This window comes from Ruegeria sp. YTSA135 (genome assembly GCF_059610165.1).
Map to the genome: position 1 here is coordinate 24,684 of NZ_JBXWNC010000012.1, position 18,297 is coordinate 42,980.

Sequence of the window (18,297 nt, forward strand, 5' to 3'; positions counted from 1 at the left end):
CTAGCTCAGCGCCTCCGTGATGCTCGCAAGATCATCATCGTCCAGGTCAAGAAGCACGTCGTCCTGATCTTTGTCTGAAACTGCCGAGGGTAAGTCGCTTGCATGTTCAGCCAGCGACCGGATGGTTCGATATTCAAACAGCGACGTTGCGGGCAACGCAAAGCCGTTTTCGTTGGCCTTAATCGCGATTTCAATCGCCGCCAGACTATCCACGCCAAGGTCAAAGAAATCCTCGGTCACCCCAATCTGATGCACGCCCAACACGGCTGCCAGAATTGCAGACAGCTTTTGTTCCGCGTCGGTTGCTGGCGCTACGATACCCGTGCTTTTTCTGCTCCGTCTGCGCGTTTTGGGCAGTTTGGCTGTATCGACCTTCCCATTGGCGCTTAGCGGCATGTCGTTCAGAACAATCACGTCGTCAGGAAGCAAGTTTCGGGGAAAATGCGCCTCCAAGGCCTGCCAAACGTCCTGCTCTGCGATGTCGTGACCGGCCACATACACGGATAAGCGTTGTGGGCGCAGAGGTTCGTCAAACCCGATTTCTTCAAGAATCTGCTCAACGCGTTGGGTGTCGATATCGTCATTCAACTCGTCCAGGGCCTGCTCGCGGGTTTTGTGACCCATGCGGACATCCCACGAATAGGGCAGGGCGTAGTTATGGAAGCCTTCGCGTGACTTGTGCAGATGGATGCCCGCGTCGTTGATCAGGCAGTTGGTCGATCTGCCGGTGTCCGACGGTCGTTGCCATGCGGTGTGCTTGTCGAGAAACTCGTAAATCTCGGAAACCGGCACATCAATGTACCGGTAGATGTCAAGTACCTCGACCTTGTTCAGGAACCGGCCGTCCTGTAAATCGTCGGTTTCTAAAAGCCGCGAAAGCTCATCATCCTCAGCGTGATAGGCTTTGCGGGCCTTTGTAACCAAATCGTCTAGCTGGGCGCATGTCGGGGCTGTGTTGCGGAACAGATCGGGGGTCAAGCGGGTTTCAAAGAACTGCCCCCTGGACAACCCCGTCACCAGCATTGGGGCGCCTTCGGACAGGGCTGTACGAAAGGCCAACGTGTAGAGTGCCTTGAAACAACCCTGGCAGACATTGGAATGTGCCTTCAAGCTGTCGACGAAAATCCGGTTCATCTTGTCCGTGCTGAGATACCGGTGATCCCAGCCAAGATCGTCTGCAACCCGTTGAATATTCGCTTTTGCCTGATCAGCGATATACCCATTGTCCAATGTTACCGCCAAAACGCGCGAGGTGTAGTCAGCCAAACGGTAGGCTGCGTATGTGCTGTCTTTGCCACCGCTCAGCATCATAACCGCGTCGTAGTCGCCTGTGCTTGCCTGCGCTGCGCGTGCGATTTGGTGCTTCAGATCGGGTTCGTCACGAAAATAGGCTTGAGCCCGATCTTTGTAGCTGTCGAACTCAGCACAAATCCCGCAAAGATCGGGCTCAGCGAACTCCAATCCGGGAACGGCGTCTGTAATCCCGCATTTTCGACAGGCTTGCTGACCCTCTGCCGAAGATGAGGCAGAGCCGAAGGCAACGTGGATGGCGTTCACGTTGGGGATTTGGCGCAGAACGCGATCAATTTCTGCAACTTCGAAACGGACCCCGCCGATTTTAACCTGCTGATCTGCGCGACCAAGGTATTCAACGCGGCCATCCTGATTGATGCGTCCAATGTCACCAGTCCGGTACACTCTGCCCTGAGCCTTGGCGGGATCATCCAGAAACTTCTCTGCGGTCTTCGCCGGGTCGTTTAGGTACCCCTCTGCCAACCGACCGCCGAGAACAATTTCTCCGGTTACACCAAGCGGGCAGATATTCAAACCCTTGTCCCGGATGCTGAGTGATACTCCGGCCGCCGGGCGACCAATCTGAACAGAGGCGTCGGTGTCGTTGTCAGGGCTATAGACGTGATGCATGGCCCCCACAACGGCCTCCGTGGGGCCGTACTCGTTGACCAATGTCAAGGAATGCGACAGCACCTCGGTCGCGTTGCGGCACAGTTGCGACGTCAAGTTCTCACCCCCGAGGATGAGCGTTTGAACACGCTTGATGGCGTGACCTTGTTTGCACGCCAACGCGAGGTGAGAGGGGGTCAGCTTCACAACATCTACCGCGTCCTCGGCAAATACGTCCAGCACGGCAAGGTCCGGGTCCGAGCGTTCGGGGTACACACGGATTGATCCGCCTGACACAAGCGGCGCGAACAATGAAGTCAGTGTCAGGTCGAACGAAACCGACGAAAAGAACGCGTAATGCGCTGGGCGATTGGCACTGAACGTTTCCGCGGCCCAGTGGATGTAGCGTGACAGGTTTTCATGGCTGACCTGCACCCCCTTTGGCGTACCGGTTGAGCCAGAAGTAAACAGGACATACGCCAGATCTGTCCCCACGGGCTCAGGTTCGGACAAAGGTGCATCCGATGTGGCAGGGGGCGGGGTCAAGCGTTTGCATGAAAAGGCACGGTCATCGTCAGGCGTTACAAATACCGCTGCCGCGCCGGAATTCCTGACGATCTGCGCGGTGCGCGCATCGGGTGTGTTTGACGCGATCGGTACAAAGCTGCACCCGGCCTTAAGGATGCCCAACGTGATCAGTACAAATTCCACCGAGCGCGGCAGCACCATCGCAATGGATGAACCGCGCGCAATGCCAAGACCTTTCAGGTAAGCAGCGATCCGGTCGCTTTGTTCATCAACCTCTTTGTAGGTCATCCGGTTCTCAGCACATGAGAGGGCCAAAGCGTCCGGGGACTTGGCCGCTTGTGCGTGAAACGCGTGCAGCACCGTTGCGGGGGTGCCGTCGCTTTCGGTGCGCCCGAACAGAATTGACCGGTCTTTTTCGCCCGCAGATATATCCAGCGCCGTTATCGGTGTATCCGGGATCTCGACCATCGCTTGCAGAACGCGCAAAAAGTGATGCCGCAAGCATTCCTCTGACACGGCTTGCAGAATCTCGTCATGCACATCCAGAAAAAGCTGCGTTTTCCCGCTGCCGGTGAAATCCATGATGTGAAGGCGCATGGCATGCGTTACATCATGCGCGCCGCTGTGAAGCCAAGTCGCGGTTGCAGGACGACCGGCGAAATCTTGAAACTCCGCTTGAATGAAGTTGCACACAGCGCTGATCCCGGATGTATCCATAGCCGCCACAGCACCCGGTTTGGCTTGCCTCAAAAAAGCACCCAGTCCTGATTTGACCTTTGTGTGAAGGTCCAGAAGCGTATCGTCAGCCCCAATTTGAACACTAAACGGCAGCACTTCGACGAACAGCCCAAGCGTCTTTTTATCGATGCCGGACAATCTGTTGTGGGATGGCAAGCCGATCGTGATCTGGTCATCCCCTGTAACCCGTTGAAGATAAGCCAGATAGGCCGTCAAGTAGATCGCCAGTCTCGACAAATCCGGCGTGAACAAGCGAAAGGCTGGCTGAGTAACAGCGCGCGCCAGTGCATCGGTTAATTCCTGCCCCATCGGCACATTGAGACGCTTTGAAAGGGCCGCGCGTCTCGCTGTGGTTCCGTATGGTGGCGAAGAGGGCCGGGGAGGTGCGACAGGCCCGGGGTTCGGTGAGGGAGCTTGCACAGCGGAGCTTTCAAAAAAGCTCGGTAAAGGCTCGGCTGTGTCGTATTCACCTCGTTCGATTGCACAATAGCGGCGCGCGACCTGGTCAAAAAGCAAAGCACTGGAGTGCGCATCACAAACAATATGATGCTGGCAAACGGCCCAAACCCAATGGCTGTCCGATGCTTTTATCAATTGGCTGCGCATCGTTGCGCGCGTTATATCGAACGGGGTTTGAACCCATTTCTCAAGGTGTTGCTCCAAACTCATGCCCGGATCAAGTGACTGACCAAGTTCAGAAATTTCGAGAAGGTTTTTCGGTGCGTCTGAAACAATCTGCTCTGGCGCGCTGTTTTCGTCATGGAATACGGTGCGCAGAATTTCATTGTCTTGAACTATCTGGAAAAACGCCTTCCGAAACACTTCTGGATTCACGTCGAAGTGCAAATCGAACCGCCAGGCCGTGTTGTAGATTGGCACATCCGGATGAAGTTGATGGCCCTTCCAGAATCTCAACTGGCTTTCAGACAATGGATGCGAAACCCGGGTCATTTCAGGTATCCCCAAGTGGATTGTCGAAGTGTTTGGGGGCTGACATCAACAGCTGCCCTGCTGCGAAGGTATGAGTCTGGCGCACCTGTTCCGGAAGCATGGTTCTGTCCATCATTCAGTCACCAGTGCAAGGGTTTCGCCGATAGAAGGGAAACCGATCGTCCGTTCATAGAACCAGAACATGGCAAGCGCGATCAGCGCTATCGACCCTAGCTGTAATCCAACCACCCGATACAAAGTCAGTCGGCGCAGGACGAAAAAGACGGGGAACAATAGCATTACAACGGCAAGCTGGCCGATCTCGATGCCAATGTTAAATGTTGCTAGGCCAAGTGACTTGCGCTCTGGGTCCAAGCCCAGCGGATCAAGAACAGTGGCAAAACCGAACCCGTGGAACGCGCCAAACAAAATTACAACCAGCCATAGTATGTTGTGAAAGCGTGGAACCAGATTGACAACCGCCACGGCTGCTATCGACAACGCAATGACCGCCTCCACAAGTGGCACGGGCAGGGTGATGATTTCGAACGTCGCAAGGCCGAGCGCGATCATGTTTGCGATGGTAAAGACCGTTACGATTTTAACGGTCGGCCAAAGACTTTCCCCGATGCTTTCAGACGGAACCCAGCGTCGATTTTCCACCCGCATCACGGCCCCCAACAACAGGGTGACTAAAAATAGAAGGTGGTCGAACCCGTGCCAGATATGCCAGACGCCGTATTCAAAAAAACCTCGGGCGATACGTCTTGTTGGCTCGTCGTTCAGGTACAGGCTTTTGACGCCGTCGCCGGGCGAGAAGACAAGAGAGATATAGGACTCATTCTCGCCCATCCCGTTGCGTGTGTTCGTTGCGATCAGGGCAAAACCGCGATGGGTCGCATCGATATCCGACTGCAAACCGTCAAAAGACATGTCAATCGTAGTAGGGGTCTTTTCTATACCCAGCACGCTGAAATGAAGCTGAGCGAAGTTTCCGACCGACGTGTTGAAGAACGAGATATCATCAAACTGCACCCCAAGTGGTTGGCCGCCCGAGTAGAGTTTCATGCGGTCATAGAAGTATTCAAAAAATCGCTCTTGCAGCCCAAGCACGTCTTCCTGCGTCATCGGTTCAAGGACCTCAGCAGAGCCTTGATGGATGCGGGCAAGGTCCCGGACAGTAATTTCGACACGACCACTCAGACTGTCGTCGGTCACGTCGAAATACACGTAGCTTTCATTGAACCGATGAGCCTGAACCGGTGTTGATACCAACAAAAGGATCAACGCGCACATCCAAAAGAAGAATCCTTGAATGTTCGTCGCCGAATGGAGGGCGATTGCGGCGCAGCGGGCCGGTATTTTAGATGCCATCGACCCATGCCCCCATGTTTTTACGCTCCGAGTTCTGGTCAAACTGAAGGCCAACGCGGTTGAGTTGGTTGTTCGAGGTGAGGGGCGTTGCTCCACCAACGGATACGTGTTTTTTAACCCGGCCCACCGTTACGAACCGGAGGTGACCGATCGCACCATATTTTGGGACTGCGCCACCTCCAAGGTAAAGCCAGAGAGTTGAAGCCGCACGCCTCAAGCCGAAAAAGACCATTTGAGCGCGTATCAGGCTGTTATCGAGAAAGTATCCCGCAATACGGTGCAGGCTGTGTCGGCAATAGCGATTGATATCGAACGTTTTCGTATTCACTGTCGTGTCTTACTTGGTGTCTGTAATATGCTTACGCACGTGTAAGGCGAATGGATCATAATATCAAAATTATAGAATGAAATAATTTAGTCCACCCCACGATGTCGGTGTCAAACATGCCGAGGTACCGCGTTGTCGGCGCAGCGTGCGGTCAAGAAGCCTTTGAATCAGCTACGCTATCCGCCCTTCGGGTTAGTTACCCGTTCTAGAAAATCGGCCAGACCCCTGGTGGCCTTTTCGCGGTGGCAAGCTGACTGCATTTTCTCGCAGTTTGTCTTGTATTTCGGGTTGGTCAGCAGGCTGCCGATGTTGGCTTCTATCTGGTCTGCGGTATCCGTTCGGCGCCCGGCGCGGCCGATGCCGTGAAACACCGCGCGGGCCGCACTGCCTTCCTGATCGTTGACATGCGGATAGAGCAACATTGGCGTCGCTGCTTCAATCGCTTCGACAAACCCGCCGGTCCCTCCGTGCATGATGGCAAGATCCGCATGTTCCAGAACCTTTTGCTGCGGGACCCAGGCGACGACATCAACGTTTGGCGGCACGTCGAGTGAGCTTATGTCTTCACAGTTTTTTCCAGCGGCGAACAAGAACGTCCACTCTGGGTTTCTGCGGGCCACGATCCAGAGGTTGGCAAGCAAGTCGCTTTTGGGTTTCATCATGGTGCCAAACCCCACGAAAATCCTGCCACCTTCAATTTGACCCGAACAAAACCTTGCAACCTTTGCCCGATCATATGGTTTTTCGGGCCGGTTCTGCAAAATCATCGAACCAAGATACCAAAAATCCCGATAAGAGCGTGTAGGAAGGTCAACCGCTTGTGGTACAAACAGAACCGTGGGGATTTTGTAGGTCCACGGCATTTGCCAGCAGACCAGTCGCAACTTTTTCGCTATCGGCACATCATAGCGTCGTGCCAATTCCAGAAGCACCGCAGAGTACTCTGCACCGGGGTACTTGAGCTTGTTTCTCAGCGCTTTCTTCAACTTCCAAAGCAGAAAGCTGATCCAAAGCAACGAAACTCCAACCCGGCTACCGCGCAGACCAACTTTGGGATAGATGCGCTTGCTCAATGGGGGCGCGCGGGAGCTAGGCGGTGACAGGAACATATTGCTGAACTGCAGCACAGGCAAACCCAGTGACAGCCCGACAATGATATGCGCATGCAGTTCACAATCGACAAAGACGGCATCGGGTTGAATACGGGACAGGGCTTCGGCGAATTCATCCGCGCCGAGGGCTTTGATTGCAGCATCAAGGCGATCTTTGGATGAAAGCGCCCTCAGTTCTTCATGACTGAGCAATGGTGCAAACGCATCCACGCGCGGCATTGGAATTTCAAAGTGCTCCAAGCCGAACTGTGTAATTAACTCGGCTGAAAAATTGGGTGCGAACACCCGAACCTCGTAACCGAGAGACTTAGCCTGCTTTGCAAACTCCAATGCACTGCTTAGCGGGCTGTTCAATCCGCTCGATACTATCGCCAGTCGTTTCAACATTGCCCGCTTCAGTTGGATTGCTTACCCATTTGGTCAAGGCCGCCACTTACAGCCAAAACTTGCCGTCTTACGCTGCCGGAACATAACGGTAGCTGCACCAGGGAGTGCGGACAAGAATCCTGTTGGGTATCGGACACAAGTGCGAGGGCCATGCATCATTTAGACTTATTAATAGGCGCCTGGCCATGTTGCGCTTGGTGGTTGGGGTGTTTGACTTGAAAACTTGGAATAGTTCGTCAAAATCCTCATATGAGTGAATATTTTGATGAAATGTTGAACAGCGATGGATCTCTGCGAGACTCCTACGAAGAAATCGGCCGCTGGTTTAATGCACAGGATGTTTCAAGGTTAAGAGCCAAACAACGCGAAGCCGAAGAGGTTTTTCGGCTTACAGGCATCACGTTCAACGTCTACGGGAAAGCCGAGGCAGAAGAGCGGTTGATACCGTTCGATATCGTGCCGCGTGTGATTTCGGCGCGGGAATGGCAGCGCCTGGAACGCGGCATCGAACAACGGGTCCGGGCTATAAATGCTTTCCTGCATGATATCTATCACCGACGAGAAATTGTTCGTGCAGGGCGCGTGCCCATAGAAATGATTTCGGAAAACGAGGCGTTTCTGCCGCAAATGCTTGGCGTATCGCCGCCCGGTCGGGTTTACACGCATATTGTTGGCGTCGATCTGGTGCGAACCGGACCTGATGAGTTTTTCGTTCTGGAAGACAACGCGCGCACGCCGTCAGGTGTCAGCTATATGCTTGAGAACCGGGAAACCATGCTGAAAATGTTCCCCGAGTTGTTCAGCGCCACAAATGTAAGGAACGTGTCGGATTATCCGCGCAGTTTAAGACGATCTCTGGCCGCCTGCGCGCCCGATTGCGTTGACAACGAGCCTACCGTCGCGGTGCTGACACCCGGTATCTATAACTCGGCTTATTACGAGCACGCTTTCCTTGCGGATCAGATGGGGGTGGAGCTTGTAGAAGGGCACGACCTGCGCGTCGTTGAGGGGCGTGTTTGTATGCGCACTACGCGAGGATACCGGCCGATCGACGTTCTGTATCGACGGGTGGATGACGACTTTCTTGATCCGCTGAATTTCAATCCCGACAGCGCGCTTGGGGTTCCGGGTATCCTGGATGTCTATCGCGCCGGGGGTATCACGATTGCCAACGCGCCGGGCACCGGTATTGCCGATGACAAGGCAATTTACTCTTATATGCCCGAAATTGTTGAGTTTTATACGGGTGAGAAACCTCTGCTGCAAAACGTGCCGACTTGGCGATGCAGCGATCCCGAGTCTCTTTCCTATGTGCTCGACAACTTGTCTGACCTTGTGGTGAAAGAAGTGCACGGGTCGGGGGGGTATGGGATGCTGATAGGACCGACCGCGAGCAAGAAAGAGATCGCGGCCTTTCGAGAAAAGCTAAAATCAAGACCTGCAAACTACATCGCTCAACCAACCTTGTCCCTGTCGACGGTTCCGATTTTCGCACGGTCTGGATTGGCGCCACGGCATGTTGATCTTCGTCCGTTTGTTTTGGTTTCTCCCGAAGGGATCAATATCACGCCCGGCGGGTTGACGCGGGTCGCCCTTAAGAAAGGGTCACTTGTCGTGAACTCAAGTCAGGGCGGCGGGACCAAAGACACCTGGGTTCTGGAGGACTGACCATGCTGGGAAAAACTGCTGGCGGTCTGTTCTGGATGTCCCGTTACCTGGAGAGGGCGGAGAATACGGCGCGATTGTTGGAAACCGGCCAGAGGATGGCTTTGACCCGCACCAAGAACTCGGCAGAAGAATGGGGGTCTGTGTTAAAAACCGCGGGCGTTCTGGATGGATACCTCGCCAAATATGATGAGGTCGACAGGGAAAACGCGGTGGATTGGTTGCTGCGAGATGTTGATAACCCATCCTCGGTGAAATCGGTCATCAAGCAGGCCAGACACAACGCCCGTCTGGTGCGCACGGCACTTACCTATGATGTCTGGGGCGCAGTAAATGCCACGTGGATGAAAACCGACGAGGCCACGCAGCGACGGGTGAACCAACGAGATTTGCCCGCCGTACTGGAGTTGGTGCGCCAGCAAGCCGCTTTGGTCCGCGGCGCAACCCTTGGCACAATGCTGCGAAATGACATCTTCGATTTTACGCGTATCGGCACCTTTGTCGAGCGCGCCGACAGCACCGGGCGCATACTTGACGTCAAGTACTACGTGCTGTTGCCCACGGCGTTCGCGGTCGGGTCGTCTTTGGACAATATCCAGTGGGAAAGCATCCTGCGTTCGGTCGGCGCGGGCGGGGGGTATCAATTGACTTACGGCCAACGGACAACCCCATCCGATATCGCTCAGTTCCTGATCCTCGACCAGCGTATGCCCCGAAGTCTTCATTTCTGTTGCAGGAAAATTCAGGAAAACCTGTCCTATCTCAAGAAAGACTATGGCTTTGCCGGCCCGTCATGCGAGGCGTCGAACACGGTGTATGAAAAGTATCTGAACCGGCAGATTTCTGATATCTTTGACTTTGGTTTGCATGAGTACATTCAAGATTTCTTGAATGATCTTAGCGGCTTAAGTCGTCAAATTGAGGTTGATTATCGGTTCTATGAGTAGCCTATGAAACTGCATATAAGACACGAGACGCGATACGATTTTGATGCACCGGTCCCCTTCGGACTGCAGCAACTCAGAAAAACGCCAAAATCCTTCCGTAATCAAAGTGTAGTAACTTGGAACACTGAAATTGTTGGTGGATCAAAAGAGCTGAGCTATGAGGATTACCACCGCAACACGGTAGAGCTAATCAGCTTTGAAGCGAATACCCAAAGTGTTTCCCTGATCTCTGACGGCGTAGTTGAGATCGAGGACAACCACGGAATTCTGGGGCGTCACGAAGGTTCAACCCCGTTATGGCTTTTCAATCGCAGCACGCGCAGAACGAAACCGGGTAAGGGCGTTGAAGACCTGGTCCGGTCTTTACCCGAATGCGAGCCGCTTGAGCAGATGCACGCCTTGTCCGATGCCATTCGTAAGCGTGTGCAATACGAGGTCGGGAGCTCACACCCGGACTGGAGCGCAGAGGACGCGCTTGAGGCTGGCAGCGGTGTTTGCCAGGACCATGCCCATATATTCATCACCTGTGTTCGGCAAATCGGGCTGCCCGCACGGTATGTCTCGGGCTATCTGATGATGAACGACACACAGTTGCAGGATGCGACCCATGCCTGGGCCGAGGTGCATGTTGACGGGCTAGGTTGGGTCGGGTTCGATGTTTCGAACGGCATTTCTCCTGACAGTCGATATGTGCGCGTTGCAACTGGTCTGGACTATGCACAGGCCGCGCCGGTAATAGGAAACAGGATTGGGGCGGCGGGCGAGCAATTGACAGTACAGTTGCGGGTCGCACAGCAGTAACGGAGCAGACAATGACATACGCTGTGGGGATGCGGCTGAACCGCGGGCTGGTTTTCATGTCCGATACGCGCACGAATGCGGGTGTGGATAACATCTCGACCTTCAAAAAGATGTTTAACTGGACGGTCGAGGGCGAGCGGTCGATCACCCTGTTGGCAGCGGGAAACCTGGCGACCACGCAAGCCACCGTCAGTTTGTTGGAAGAGCGCACAAAAGCCCCCGAAGATCGATCACCTTCAATCCTTGAGGCGCCGACAATGTTTCAGGTTGCTCAGCGGATCGCTGAAACCCTGAACGACGTGATCGAACAGCACTCACGCTCGGGGCAGGAGGCCGACAGTTCATTTCACGCAACGCTTATTCTGGGTGGGCAAATCAAAGGCGGACCATCGCGTTTGTTTCTGATCTACCCAGAGGGAAACTTTATCGAAGCGGGTGACGACACTCCTTTCTTTCAGATCGGAGAGACAAAATACGGGCGCCCGATCCTGGTGCGTGCATATGATGCCAATATGAGCTTTCCGGAAACCGTGAAACTGTTGCTGGTCAGCTTCGATTCCACAATCAAGGCCAACCTGTCCGTCGGAGCACCGCTGGACCTGCTGCTTTACGAAGAAGACAGTCTAAACTCGGGCACTCGGTCAAGGTTTGAAGTTGATGATGTCTATTTCCGCACGATTTCTGAAGGGTGGAGTGACGCGTTGAAATCCGCCTTGTCCAAGCTTCCGGATTACAACGTGACACCAGAACCAAGCGATTGAAGAACCGTTCGACGCTCGGGGTAAGGGCAGTGCTTTAGTTACCTGTCATGGTTTTGCACGCGGGGGGCTGCGGGGCTGAATGGTCATGCCCTCGCGTTCGCAGTAGCCTCATGCAGTCTGTTGACCGGATTGGCCCAGGGTAAGGGTTCCACCTGTCACGACCTCGACATAAACGCCCATATCCATATGGCCTAGGTGTTTTCTAAGAAGATAGGGAAGGTTCAGGTCCCGCTCGGCCGTTTCCGGGTTTACCTCGGTCGCAGCGCATCTTTTTGTGCGGGATAATATTCGGAGCTGAACATCGCCAAATATCAAGGTTGAGCCGATGGTATCCAGTTCTGAAAAGGGCGGCAATCCGTCAATCTCGATATTCGCACGAAACCGGGCAGGATGGATATCTGTGTTCAGTTTCCTCCCCAAAGCCTCAACAGACGCACGATTCAACAATGATATCGCATTCATCATTTTGGGAGAAACGACCGATACATCGGTGAAACGATGAGGTGCAGAGGATACAAATTTCGGCGGTTCGGGGTCTTTAAGGCCAAGGTTGGCGTAAAGGAACCTTGCCGCATCGACTTGCCCTTTTGGATCGCTCATGACGAAATGATGGGTTCTTTGGCCGACTTCAATTTCAAGCACATGCGTGTCAGCGTCGAAACCTGTCTTGAGACCGGCCAGCCCGGCTTGGTTCAAAAGAACAACAAAGCGGTCTTTGGGAAGCGGGCTGGGGTTTAGCGGGTCGAAACCGGAGTTATATCGTGCAAAACCGAACAGGCGGTCACCGGGAATACCTTCGCCCGCGCGCAATTCTACAGAGCTAAGCACCTCGGGGCTTAAACCCTTGATCGCGTATCGGTTCATTTGCGCAATAGTGAGATCGGTCATGCCTTGGTCCGCTATTTGACAAATGCACCCCTGACCTGACGAACGTCGCACAAGCTTTTTAGCTGCCGGTCAGATGATTGCGAGAATTGCAGGCACAGATCAGCAAACTTGGCGACCCAAAGCTACCGCTTTGTGGGCCTGCCAGGACGAATTTCGCGTGTCGGTTTCTTTGTGTGCTCCCCTTTCTGAGAGAGTCCTCAGGAATGAGTTGGATAAAAATAATGTAAAAACACCAAGTAAGAGAATTTTTTTGAAGCTATCCTCAGAATAGTGAGGTACGAACCTCAGAAAATCCTAGACCTGAGGTGCGTACCTCAAATACCCTTGGGCATATGCCGCGATTCGCACATCCTCGAATGACGGCGCAAAAAAGGGAGGAATGGATGACTTACTTTAAACTGGCTTCGGCCAGCGCAATGGTCCTTGCCGCTACTACTCTTTCTACCAGGGCAAATGCTGAAGAACTGACGCTGTGTTGGGCAGCATGGGACCCGGCCAACGCGCTTGTCGAGCTTTCGAAAGAATTTGAGGCAGAGTCCGGTCACACGATGAATTTCGAGTTTGTGCCATGGCCAAACTTTGCGGACCGGATGCTGAACGAACTAAACTCTGGCGGGAAGCTGTGCGACCTGTTGATCGGCGACAGCCAATGGATTGGCGGTGGTGCTGAAAACGGCCACTACGTGAAATTGAATGATTTCTTCGATGCTGAAGGCATCAGCATGGATGATTTCGCGCCAGCCACGGTTTATGCCTATTCAACGTGGCCAAAAGGTACGCCGAACTACTATGCTCTGCCCGCGATGGGCGACGCAAACGGGTGGTTTTACCGGAAAGACTGGTTTGAGGACCCTGAAATTCAGGCCGCTTACAAAGATGCCACGGGGCAGGACTTACGCGAACCTCAATCCCAGAAAGAGCTGCTGCAAATCGCGCAATTCTTCCAGGGTCGCGAGATTGACGGAAAAACCGTTTACGGCGCGGCGATCTTTACCGAGCGCGGCTCGGAAGGGATCACAATGGGTGTGACTGGCGCGCTTTATCCATGGGGCTTCAAATACGAAAACACGCCGGGTTCCTACGATATGGAAGGTGCCGTGAATTCCCCCGAGGCGGTGGAAGCGTTGGAGTTCTATAAAGAGTTCTACGAAACCGCGACGCCGCCGGGCTATACAAACTCTTACATGGGTGAGAGCCTCGACGCCTTTAAATCTGGTCAGGTCGCCATGGCGATGAACTGGTTCGCGTTTTTCCCGGGCCTGTACGCTGATCCCAATACGGGCGGCGACAAGATCGACTTTTTCGTCAACCCACCGCAAAACCAGCCGGGGTCTACGCTTGGTGGGCAGGGTATTTCTGTAGTCAGCTATTCCGACAAACAGGATGCCGCGCTTGAGTATATCAAGTGGTTCGCACAGCCAGAGGTTCAGGCAAAATGGTGGGAACTGGGCGGATATTCCGCACATAACTCGGTGCTGGAAGATCCCGGATTTGTGGATAGCCAGCCCTTTGCCGGTGACTTCCTGGAAGCGATGGCAGGCGTGCAGGACTTCTGGCAGGAGCCAGCCTATGCGGAACTGCTTCTGGCAATGCAAAAGCGCATCCACGACTATGTTGTGGCCGATCAGGGCACAGCACAAGAGGCGCTTGATCTTCTGATCGAGGACTGGACGGAAGTCTTTGAAGACGAAGGCAAGCTGTAATCAGGTAGCCGGGTAGGAGCGGGCATCGTCCCGCTCCGCAATCACCCGTGCGCCCGAAACCGACAAGAACTGGTAAAGATATGTCTGACAGGACGATAGATCGCGTTGCGCAGGCAACGCCCGTGCGAGTTGCGCGAAAAATTCGGGGGCTATCCGACCGCGCAATCGCCTGGATATTCATCTCTCCAACGATTTTCCTGCTGCTTGCGATCAATATCTTTCCGTTGATCTGGACCATCCAGCTCAGCTTTACCAACTACAAGGCCAATCGGATCGGGCGTGAGGTCAAGGATGTCGGGCTTCGGAACTACGAGCGTATTCTGACAGATACCGACACCTGGCTGAATATGCAGGCCACAGCGCATTTTCTGTTCTGGACAATCTTTTTTCAGGTTCTGATCGGGTTCACCTTGGCCTGGCTTATCAACAAGAAATTCAAGGGTAACGACCTGTGGACCACGATCATTGTACTGCCAATGATGCTGTCTCCGGCGGTTGTGGGGAACTTCTGGAAGTTCCTCTATCAACCTCAGATCGGTCTGTTTAACTACATCGTATCGTGGTTCACCGGCAAGGAACCGTCGAGTTTTGAGATGCTGGGATCGGTGACATTGGCGCCATGGGCGATCGTGATCGTCGACACGTGGATGTGGACGCCGTTTGTGATGCTGATCTGTCTGGCCGGGCTGCGAAGCATACCGGACTACATCTACGAGGCTGCGGAAATTGACCGGGCCAGCAAGCTGCGGCAGTTCTTCACGATCACGATCCCGATGGTACTGCCGTTCCTGATGCTTGCCGTCCTGTTCCGTGGGATCGAGAACTTTAAGATGTTCGACCTTGTGGTTCAGTTGACGGGCGGCGGGCCGGGGTCGACCACCGAACTTACCTCGATCAATCTGAAACGGGAAGCCTTTGAGAAATGGCGTACGGGCTATGCCTCGGCCTACGCAATCATCTTGTTTGTGACGGTGTTTGGGCTGGCGTCTATTTATGTGAAGGCTTTGAACAGGGTGAAGCAAAGATGAGCAGTTTCTCAGTTACCGAACCCTCAAACAGGTCCAAGTGGATCGCTGGCGCCTTGGTAATCACATACGCGCTGATCACGATGATCCCTTTGGTCTGGATCCTGCTGACCGGGTTTAAATCTCCATCAGACGCCATCAGTTACCCGCCCAAAGTCGTCTTTGAACCAACTCTGGAGGGCTACGTTAATCTGTTCACAACCAGAACGCGTCAAACGCAGGAGTTTCTAGACGCGAACCCACCGCAGAACTGGGCCGATGAAATCGTCCGCCAATACGACATGGTGATCGTCGGACCATCCAAGTTTGGTGAGCGGTTCATGAACTCGGTCATCATCGGGTTCGGTTCGACATTCCTGAGTATCTTCCTTGGCACTTTGGCGGCCTATGCGTTCAGCCGGTTCAAGGTGCCGCTCAAAGACGATCTTCTGTTCTTTATTCTGAGTACAAGAATGATGCCCCCCGTCGCCGTTGCGATCCCGATCTTTCTGATGTTCAGAAACCTTGGGCTAAGCGACACGCATCTGGGGATGATCCTGCTGTATACGGGCGTGAATATCTCACTGGCAGTCTGGCTGCTGAAAGGATTCATCGATGAAATCCCGCGGGAATACGAAGAAGCGGCGCTGATCGACGGCTACACCCGGTTTCAGGCCTTCTACAAGGTGGTTCTGCCGCAGGCTGCCACAGGCATAGCCTCAACCGCGATCTTCTGCCTGATATTTGCTTGGAATGAGTACGCTTTTGCCGTGCTGCTAACCTCTGCGAATGCGCAGACGGCCCCGCCGTTTATTCCAACCATCATCGGTATCGGTGGCCTTGATTGGCCTGCGGTCGCGGCTGGCGCAACGATCTTCCTGATCCCGGTCATGATTTTCACCATCCTGATGCGCAAACACCTGCTGCGTGGGATCACGTTCGGAGCTGTACGCAAATGACCAAGTTTTTTTCAGGACTGATGCGGCTTCGCCGGGGACCATGGGAAATGGTGGCGACAATACTGATCGCGGTCGGCGTCTTCATGCTGATGCAGCCGTTTGTCCTTTGGGCGTTCACCTATTCCTTCATCGTCACGCTGATCGGAACCGTCATGTTCATCATCGTCAGCCACTTTCCGGAGTAGAAATGGCCCAGATCGTAGTCAAAAACGTCAAGAAAATGTTCGGCGATTTCACGGCTGTTCGTGAAAGCTCGTTCACGATTGAAGATGGTGAATTCTTCATGCTGCTTGGGCCGTCGGGGTGCGGCAAGACGACGACCTTACGGATGATCGCGGGTCTGGAGCTTCCGACCTCCGGCGAAATCTACCTTGATGGTGAGGAAATCAGCCAAAGGCCGCCATCGGAACGAGATATAGCTTTCGTATTCCAGATGTTTGCGCTGTATCCGCATATGAATGTGCGAAAAAACATCAGCTACCCATTGATATCGCAGGGAATGCCGCGTGCCGCCGTAAAGGCCAAGGTAGAAGAAGTCGCGGACATTCTTGGAATAAAGGACATTCTGGACAGCCCCGTAGGCGGGCTTTCCGGTGGCGACAGGCAGCGCGTGGCCCTTGGGCGTGCGATTGTCCGCGAACCAAAAGCCTTCATGATGGATGAACCCCTTGGTGCCTTGGACGCTGAGTTTCGCGAGCATATGGCCGAAGAACTGCGTGCGCTGCATGATCGCATGGGCGCGACCACGGTTTACGTCACGCATGATCAGCTGGAAGCGATGCAGATGGGTGACAAGATCGTCGTGATGAACAACGCGGTGATCGAACAATTCGGCACGCCTCAGGAAATCTACGACAAACCAGCGACCATGTTCGTGGCAGATTTCATCGGCTCGCCTTCGATGAACTTCTTGCCGTTTCAGGGTGCGGTAAAGCCTGGGTCCGAGATGGTCCGGTTGAATGGACATGACGAGGCCGTGCCCAAGATGATCGAGGGGGCAGAGGGTGATCTTGTCTTTGGTGTTCGCCCCGAGCATGTCTTTTTCTCAGACGACAGTGGTTATCGGGCCAAGGTTCTGGCGGCAGAATATCTGGGAACGACCCAGATCGTGACGTTGCAAAGCCCGAATGGTGAGTTGAAGGCCCGGATCGACGCGCGCGAAACGGTCAGCCCCGGCGAGACGGTTGGCCTGGAGTTCCGCTCTCCGACCGTCACCCTGTTCGATAAGTCCGCGGGTCGGGCGCTAAGGTCTGTGCTGAACGATGAGGTGCTGAGCAATGGCTGAGGTCGTTCTGGAAAATATTTCAAAATCCTTCGGCAGTGTTAAGGCGGTCGACGATATCTCGATGACGATCCCTGACGGTGCGTTTGTGGTACTGCTTGGGCCGACGGGCGCGGGAAAAACAACAACATTGCGCTTGATATCTGGGCTGGAAAAACTGGATTCAGGATCAATCCGGATTGCCGGTCGGGATGTTGGGGTGGAAACGCCAGCTCAGCGCGATGTGGCGATGGTGTTCCAGCAGTATTCGCTTTATCCGCACATGACCGTGCGCGAGAACCTGTCTTTTCCGTTGCGCTCGCCGATCCTGAAAACTCCCGAGGATGAGATCGCCAGAAAGGTGAACGAAACCGCTGAAATCCTTCAAATCCCCCACAAGTTGGACAACAAAGCCACCGAGCTGTCTGGCGGTGAGATGCAGCGCGTCTCAATCGGGCGGGCATTGGTCCGCGATCCCCAGATATTCCTGATGGACGAACCGCTCAGCTCACTGGATGCCAAGCTTCGGGCAGATTTGCGTGTTGAGTTGAAGAGAATTCAGGCGGACCTCGGGTCCACGCTTTTGTACGTGACCCATGACCAGGTCGAGGCCATGACCATGGCGACACATATCGGCGTATTGGAAGAGGGCAGACTGGTTCAATACGGCACACCGCGGGACATCTACGAAAATCCGGGTAGTGTTTATGTCGCTAGCCGCTTGGGCTTGCCGCGGATAAATATCCTGCCGTCCGAATTGTTCGGTGGCGATCACAAAGGCCCGCAGATTGGACTGCGGCCAGAAAACATCATCGAAGGTGAGGGCAGTGAGGCGCGCGTGATACGTGCTGAGCATTTGGGCGATCAAACGCGGTTGCATCTGGAGTTACAAGGTCACCCGGTCGTGACCTTGATTGATGTCCATCAGGACTATCCATCTGGAAAGATAATAAAGATTCGCCCTCACAACCCTTTGTACTTTGACGCGTCCGGCGCACGTGTGAATTAA

15 protein-coding genes are annotated in these 18,297 nt (G+C 54.1%); 11 read left to right on the forward strand and 4 right to left on the reverse strand.

The window, feature by feature from the left end; all coding sequences use genetic code 11:
- Together AC2FIT_RS15465 and AC2FIT_RS15470 are read right to left on the reverse strand one after the other, a co-directional pair.
- Positions 1-4,119, reverse strand: coding sequence for an amino acid adenylation domain-containing protein (locus AC2FIT_RS15465; RefSeq protein WP_496830932.1), 4,119 nt, complete (start codon positions 4,117-4,119; stop codon positions 1-3).
- A gap of 111 nt (positions 4,120-4,230) precedes the next feature.
- The gene (locus AC2FIT_RS15470) at positions 4,231-5,385 is read right to left on the reverse strand and encodes a HupE/UreJ family protein (RefSeq protein WP_496830934.1); all 1,155 of its coding nucleotides are present in this window, start codon (positions 5,383-5,385) and stop codon (positions 4,231-4,233) included.
- Between the two features lie 28 nt (positions 5,386-5,413).
- Between AC2FIT_RS15470 and AC2FIT_RS15475 the strand changes: the two genes are divergently transcribed.
- Positions 5,414-5,674 carry a hypothetical protein gene (locus tag AC2FIT_RS15475; RefSeq protein WP_496830936.1) on the forward strand — a complete coding sequence of 87 codons (261 nt, stop codon included), beginning with the start codon at positions 5,414-5,416 and terminating at the stop codon, positions 5,672-5,674.
- Positions 5,675-5,976: 302 nt separating this feature from the next.
- Here the strand turns inward: AC2FIT_RS15475 and AC2FIT_RS15480 are convergent, their stop codons facing one another.
- A complete protein-coding gene (locus tag AC2FIT_RS15480) occupies positions 5,977-7,299 on the reverse strand; it encodes a glycosyltransferase (RefSeq protein WP_496830938.1) in 1,323 nt (440 codons plus the stop codon).
- A gap of 249 nt (positions 7,300-7,548) precedes the next feature.
- Here AC2FIT_RS15480 and AC2FIT_RS15485 point away from each other — a divergent pair, with 249 nt between their 5' ends.
- From AC2FIT_RS15485 to AC2FIT_RS15500, 4 genes are read left to right on the forward strand one after another with little or no spacing between them, the layout of a single operon-like run.
- Positions 7,549-8,967 (forward strand): circularly permuted type 2 ATP-grasp protein, encoded by a 1,419-nt coding sequence (locus AC2FIT_RS15485; protein WP_496830940.1) that lies wholly within the window; start codon positions 7,549-7,551, stop codon positions 8,965-8,967.
- Positions 8,968-8,969: 2 nt separating this feature from the next.
- Entirely contained in the window at positions 8,970-9,911 is a 942-nt protein-coding gene (locus tag AC2FIT_RS15490) for an alpha-E domain-containing protein (protein WP_496830942.1), read from the forward strand.
- 3 nt (positions 9,912-9,914) lie between these two features.
- Positions 9,915-10,712, forward strand: a complete 798-nt coding sequence (locus tag AC2FIT_RS15495) for a transglutaminase family protein (RefSeq protein ID WP_496830944.1) — start codon at positions 9,915-9,917, stop codon at positions 10,710-10,712.
- 11 nt (positions 10,713-10,723) lie between these two features.
- Positions 10,724-11,473 carry a proteasome-type protease gene (locus AC2FIT_RS15500; protein ID WP_496830946.1) on the forward strand — a complete coding sequence of 250 codons (750 nt, stop codon included), beginning with the start codon at positions 10,724-10,726 and terminating at the stop codon, positions 11,471-11,473.
- Between the two features lie 108 nt (positions 11,474-11,581).
- Here AC2FIT_RS15500 and AC2FIT_RS15505 read toward each other — a convergent pair whose 3' ends face one another.
- On the reverse strand, positions 11,582-12,361 hold the full coding sequence (locus AC2FIT_RS15505) for an MOSC domain-containing protein (protein WP_496830948.1): 780 nt from the start codon (positions 12,359-12,361) through the stop codon (positions 11,582-11,584).
- 383 nt (positions 12,362-12,744) lie between these two features.
- Here AC2FIT_RS15505 and AC2FIT_RS15510 point away from each other — a divergent pair, with 383 nt between their 5' ends.
- From AC2FIT_RS15510 to AC2FIT_RS15535, 6 genes are all read left to right on the forward strand, one after another.
- A complete protein-coding gene (locus AC2FIT_RS15510; protein WP_496830950.1) occupies positions 12,745-14,064 on the forward strand; it encodes an ABC transporter substrate-binding protein in 1,320 nt (439 codons plus the stop codon).
- An 80-nt stretch (positions 14,065-14,144) separates the two neighbouring features.
- The gene (locus AC2FIT_RS15515) at positions 14,145-15,092 is read left to right on the forward strand and encodes a carbohydrate ABC transporter permease (RefSeq protein WP_224890237.1); all 948 of its coding nucleotides are present in this window, start codon (positions 14,145-14,147) and stop codon (positions 15,090-15,092) included.
- Positions 15,089-16,027 (forward strand): carbohydrate ABC transporter permease, encoded by a 939-nt coding sequence (locus tag AC2FIT_RS15520; protein ID WP_496830952.1) that lies wholly within the window; start codon positions 15,089-15,091, stop codon positions 16,025-16,027. Before AC2FIT_RS15515 ends, AC2FIT_RS15520 begins: the two co-directional genes overlap by 4 nt.
- Positions 16,024-16,212, forward strand: a complete 189-nt coding sequence (locus tag AC2FIT_RS15525) for a hypothetical protein (protein ID WP_068334147.1) — start codon at positions 16,024-16,026, stop codon at positions 16,210-16,212. The genes AC2FIT_RS15520 and AC2FIT_RS15525 overlap by 4 nt, the downstream gene beginning before the upstream one ends.
- 2 nt (positions 16,213-16,214) lie before the next feature.
- On the forward strand, positions 16,215-17,312 hold the full coding sequence (locus AC2FIT_RS15530; RefSeq protein WP_496830954.1) for an ABC transporter ATP-binding protein: 1,098 nt from the start codon (positions 16,215-16,217) through the stop codon (positions 17,310-17,312).
- On the forward strand, positions 17,305-18,297 hold the full coding sequence (locus AC2FIT_RS15535) for an ABC transporter ATP-binding protein (protein WP_496830956.1): 993 nt from the start codon (positions 17,305-17,307) through the stop codon (positions 18,295-18,297). Before AC2FIT_RS15530 ends, AC2FIT_RS15535 begins: the two co-directional genes overlap by 8 nt.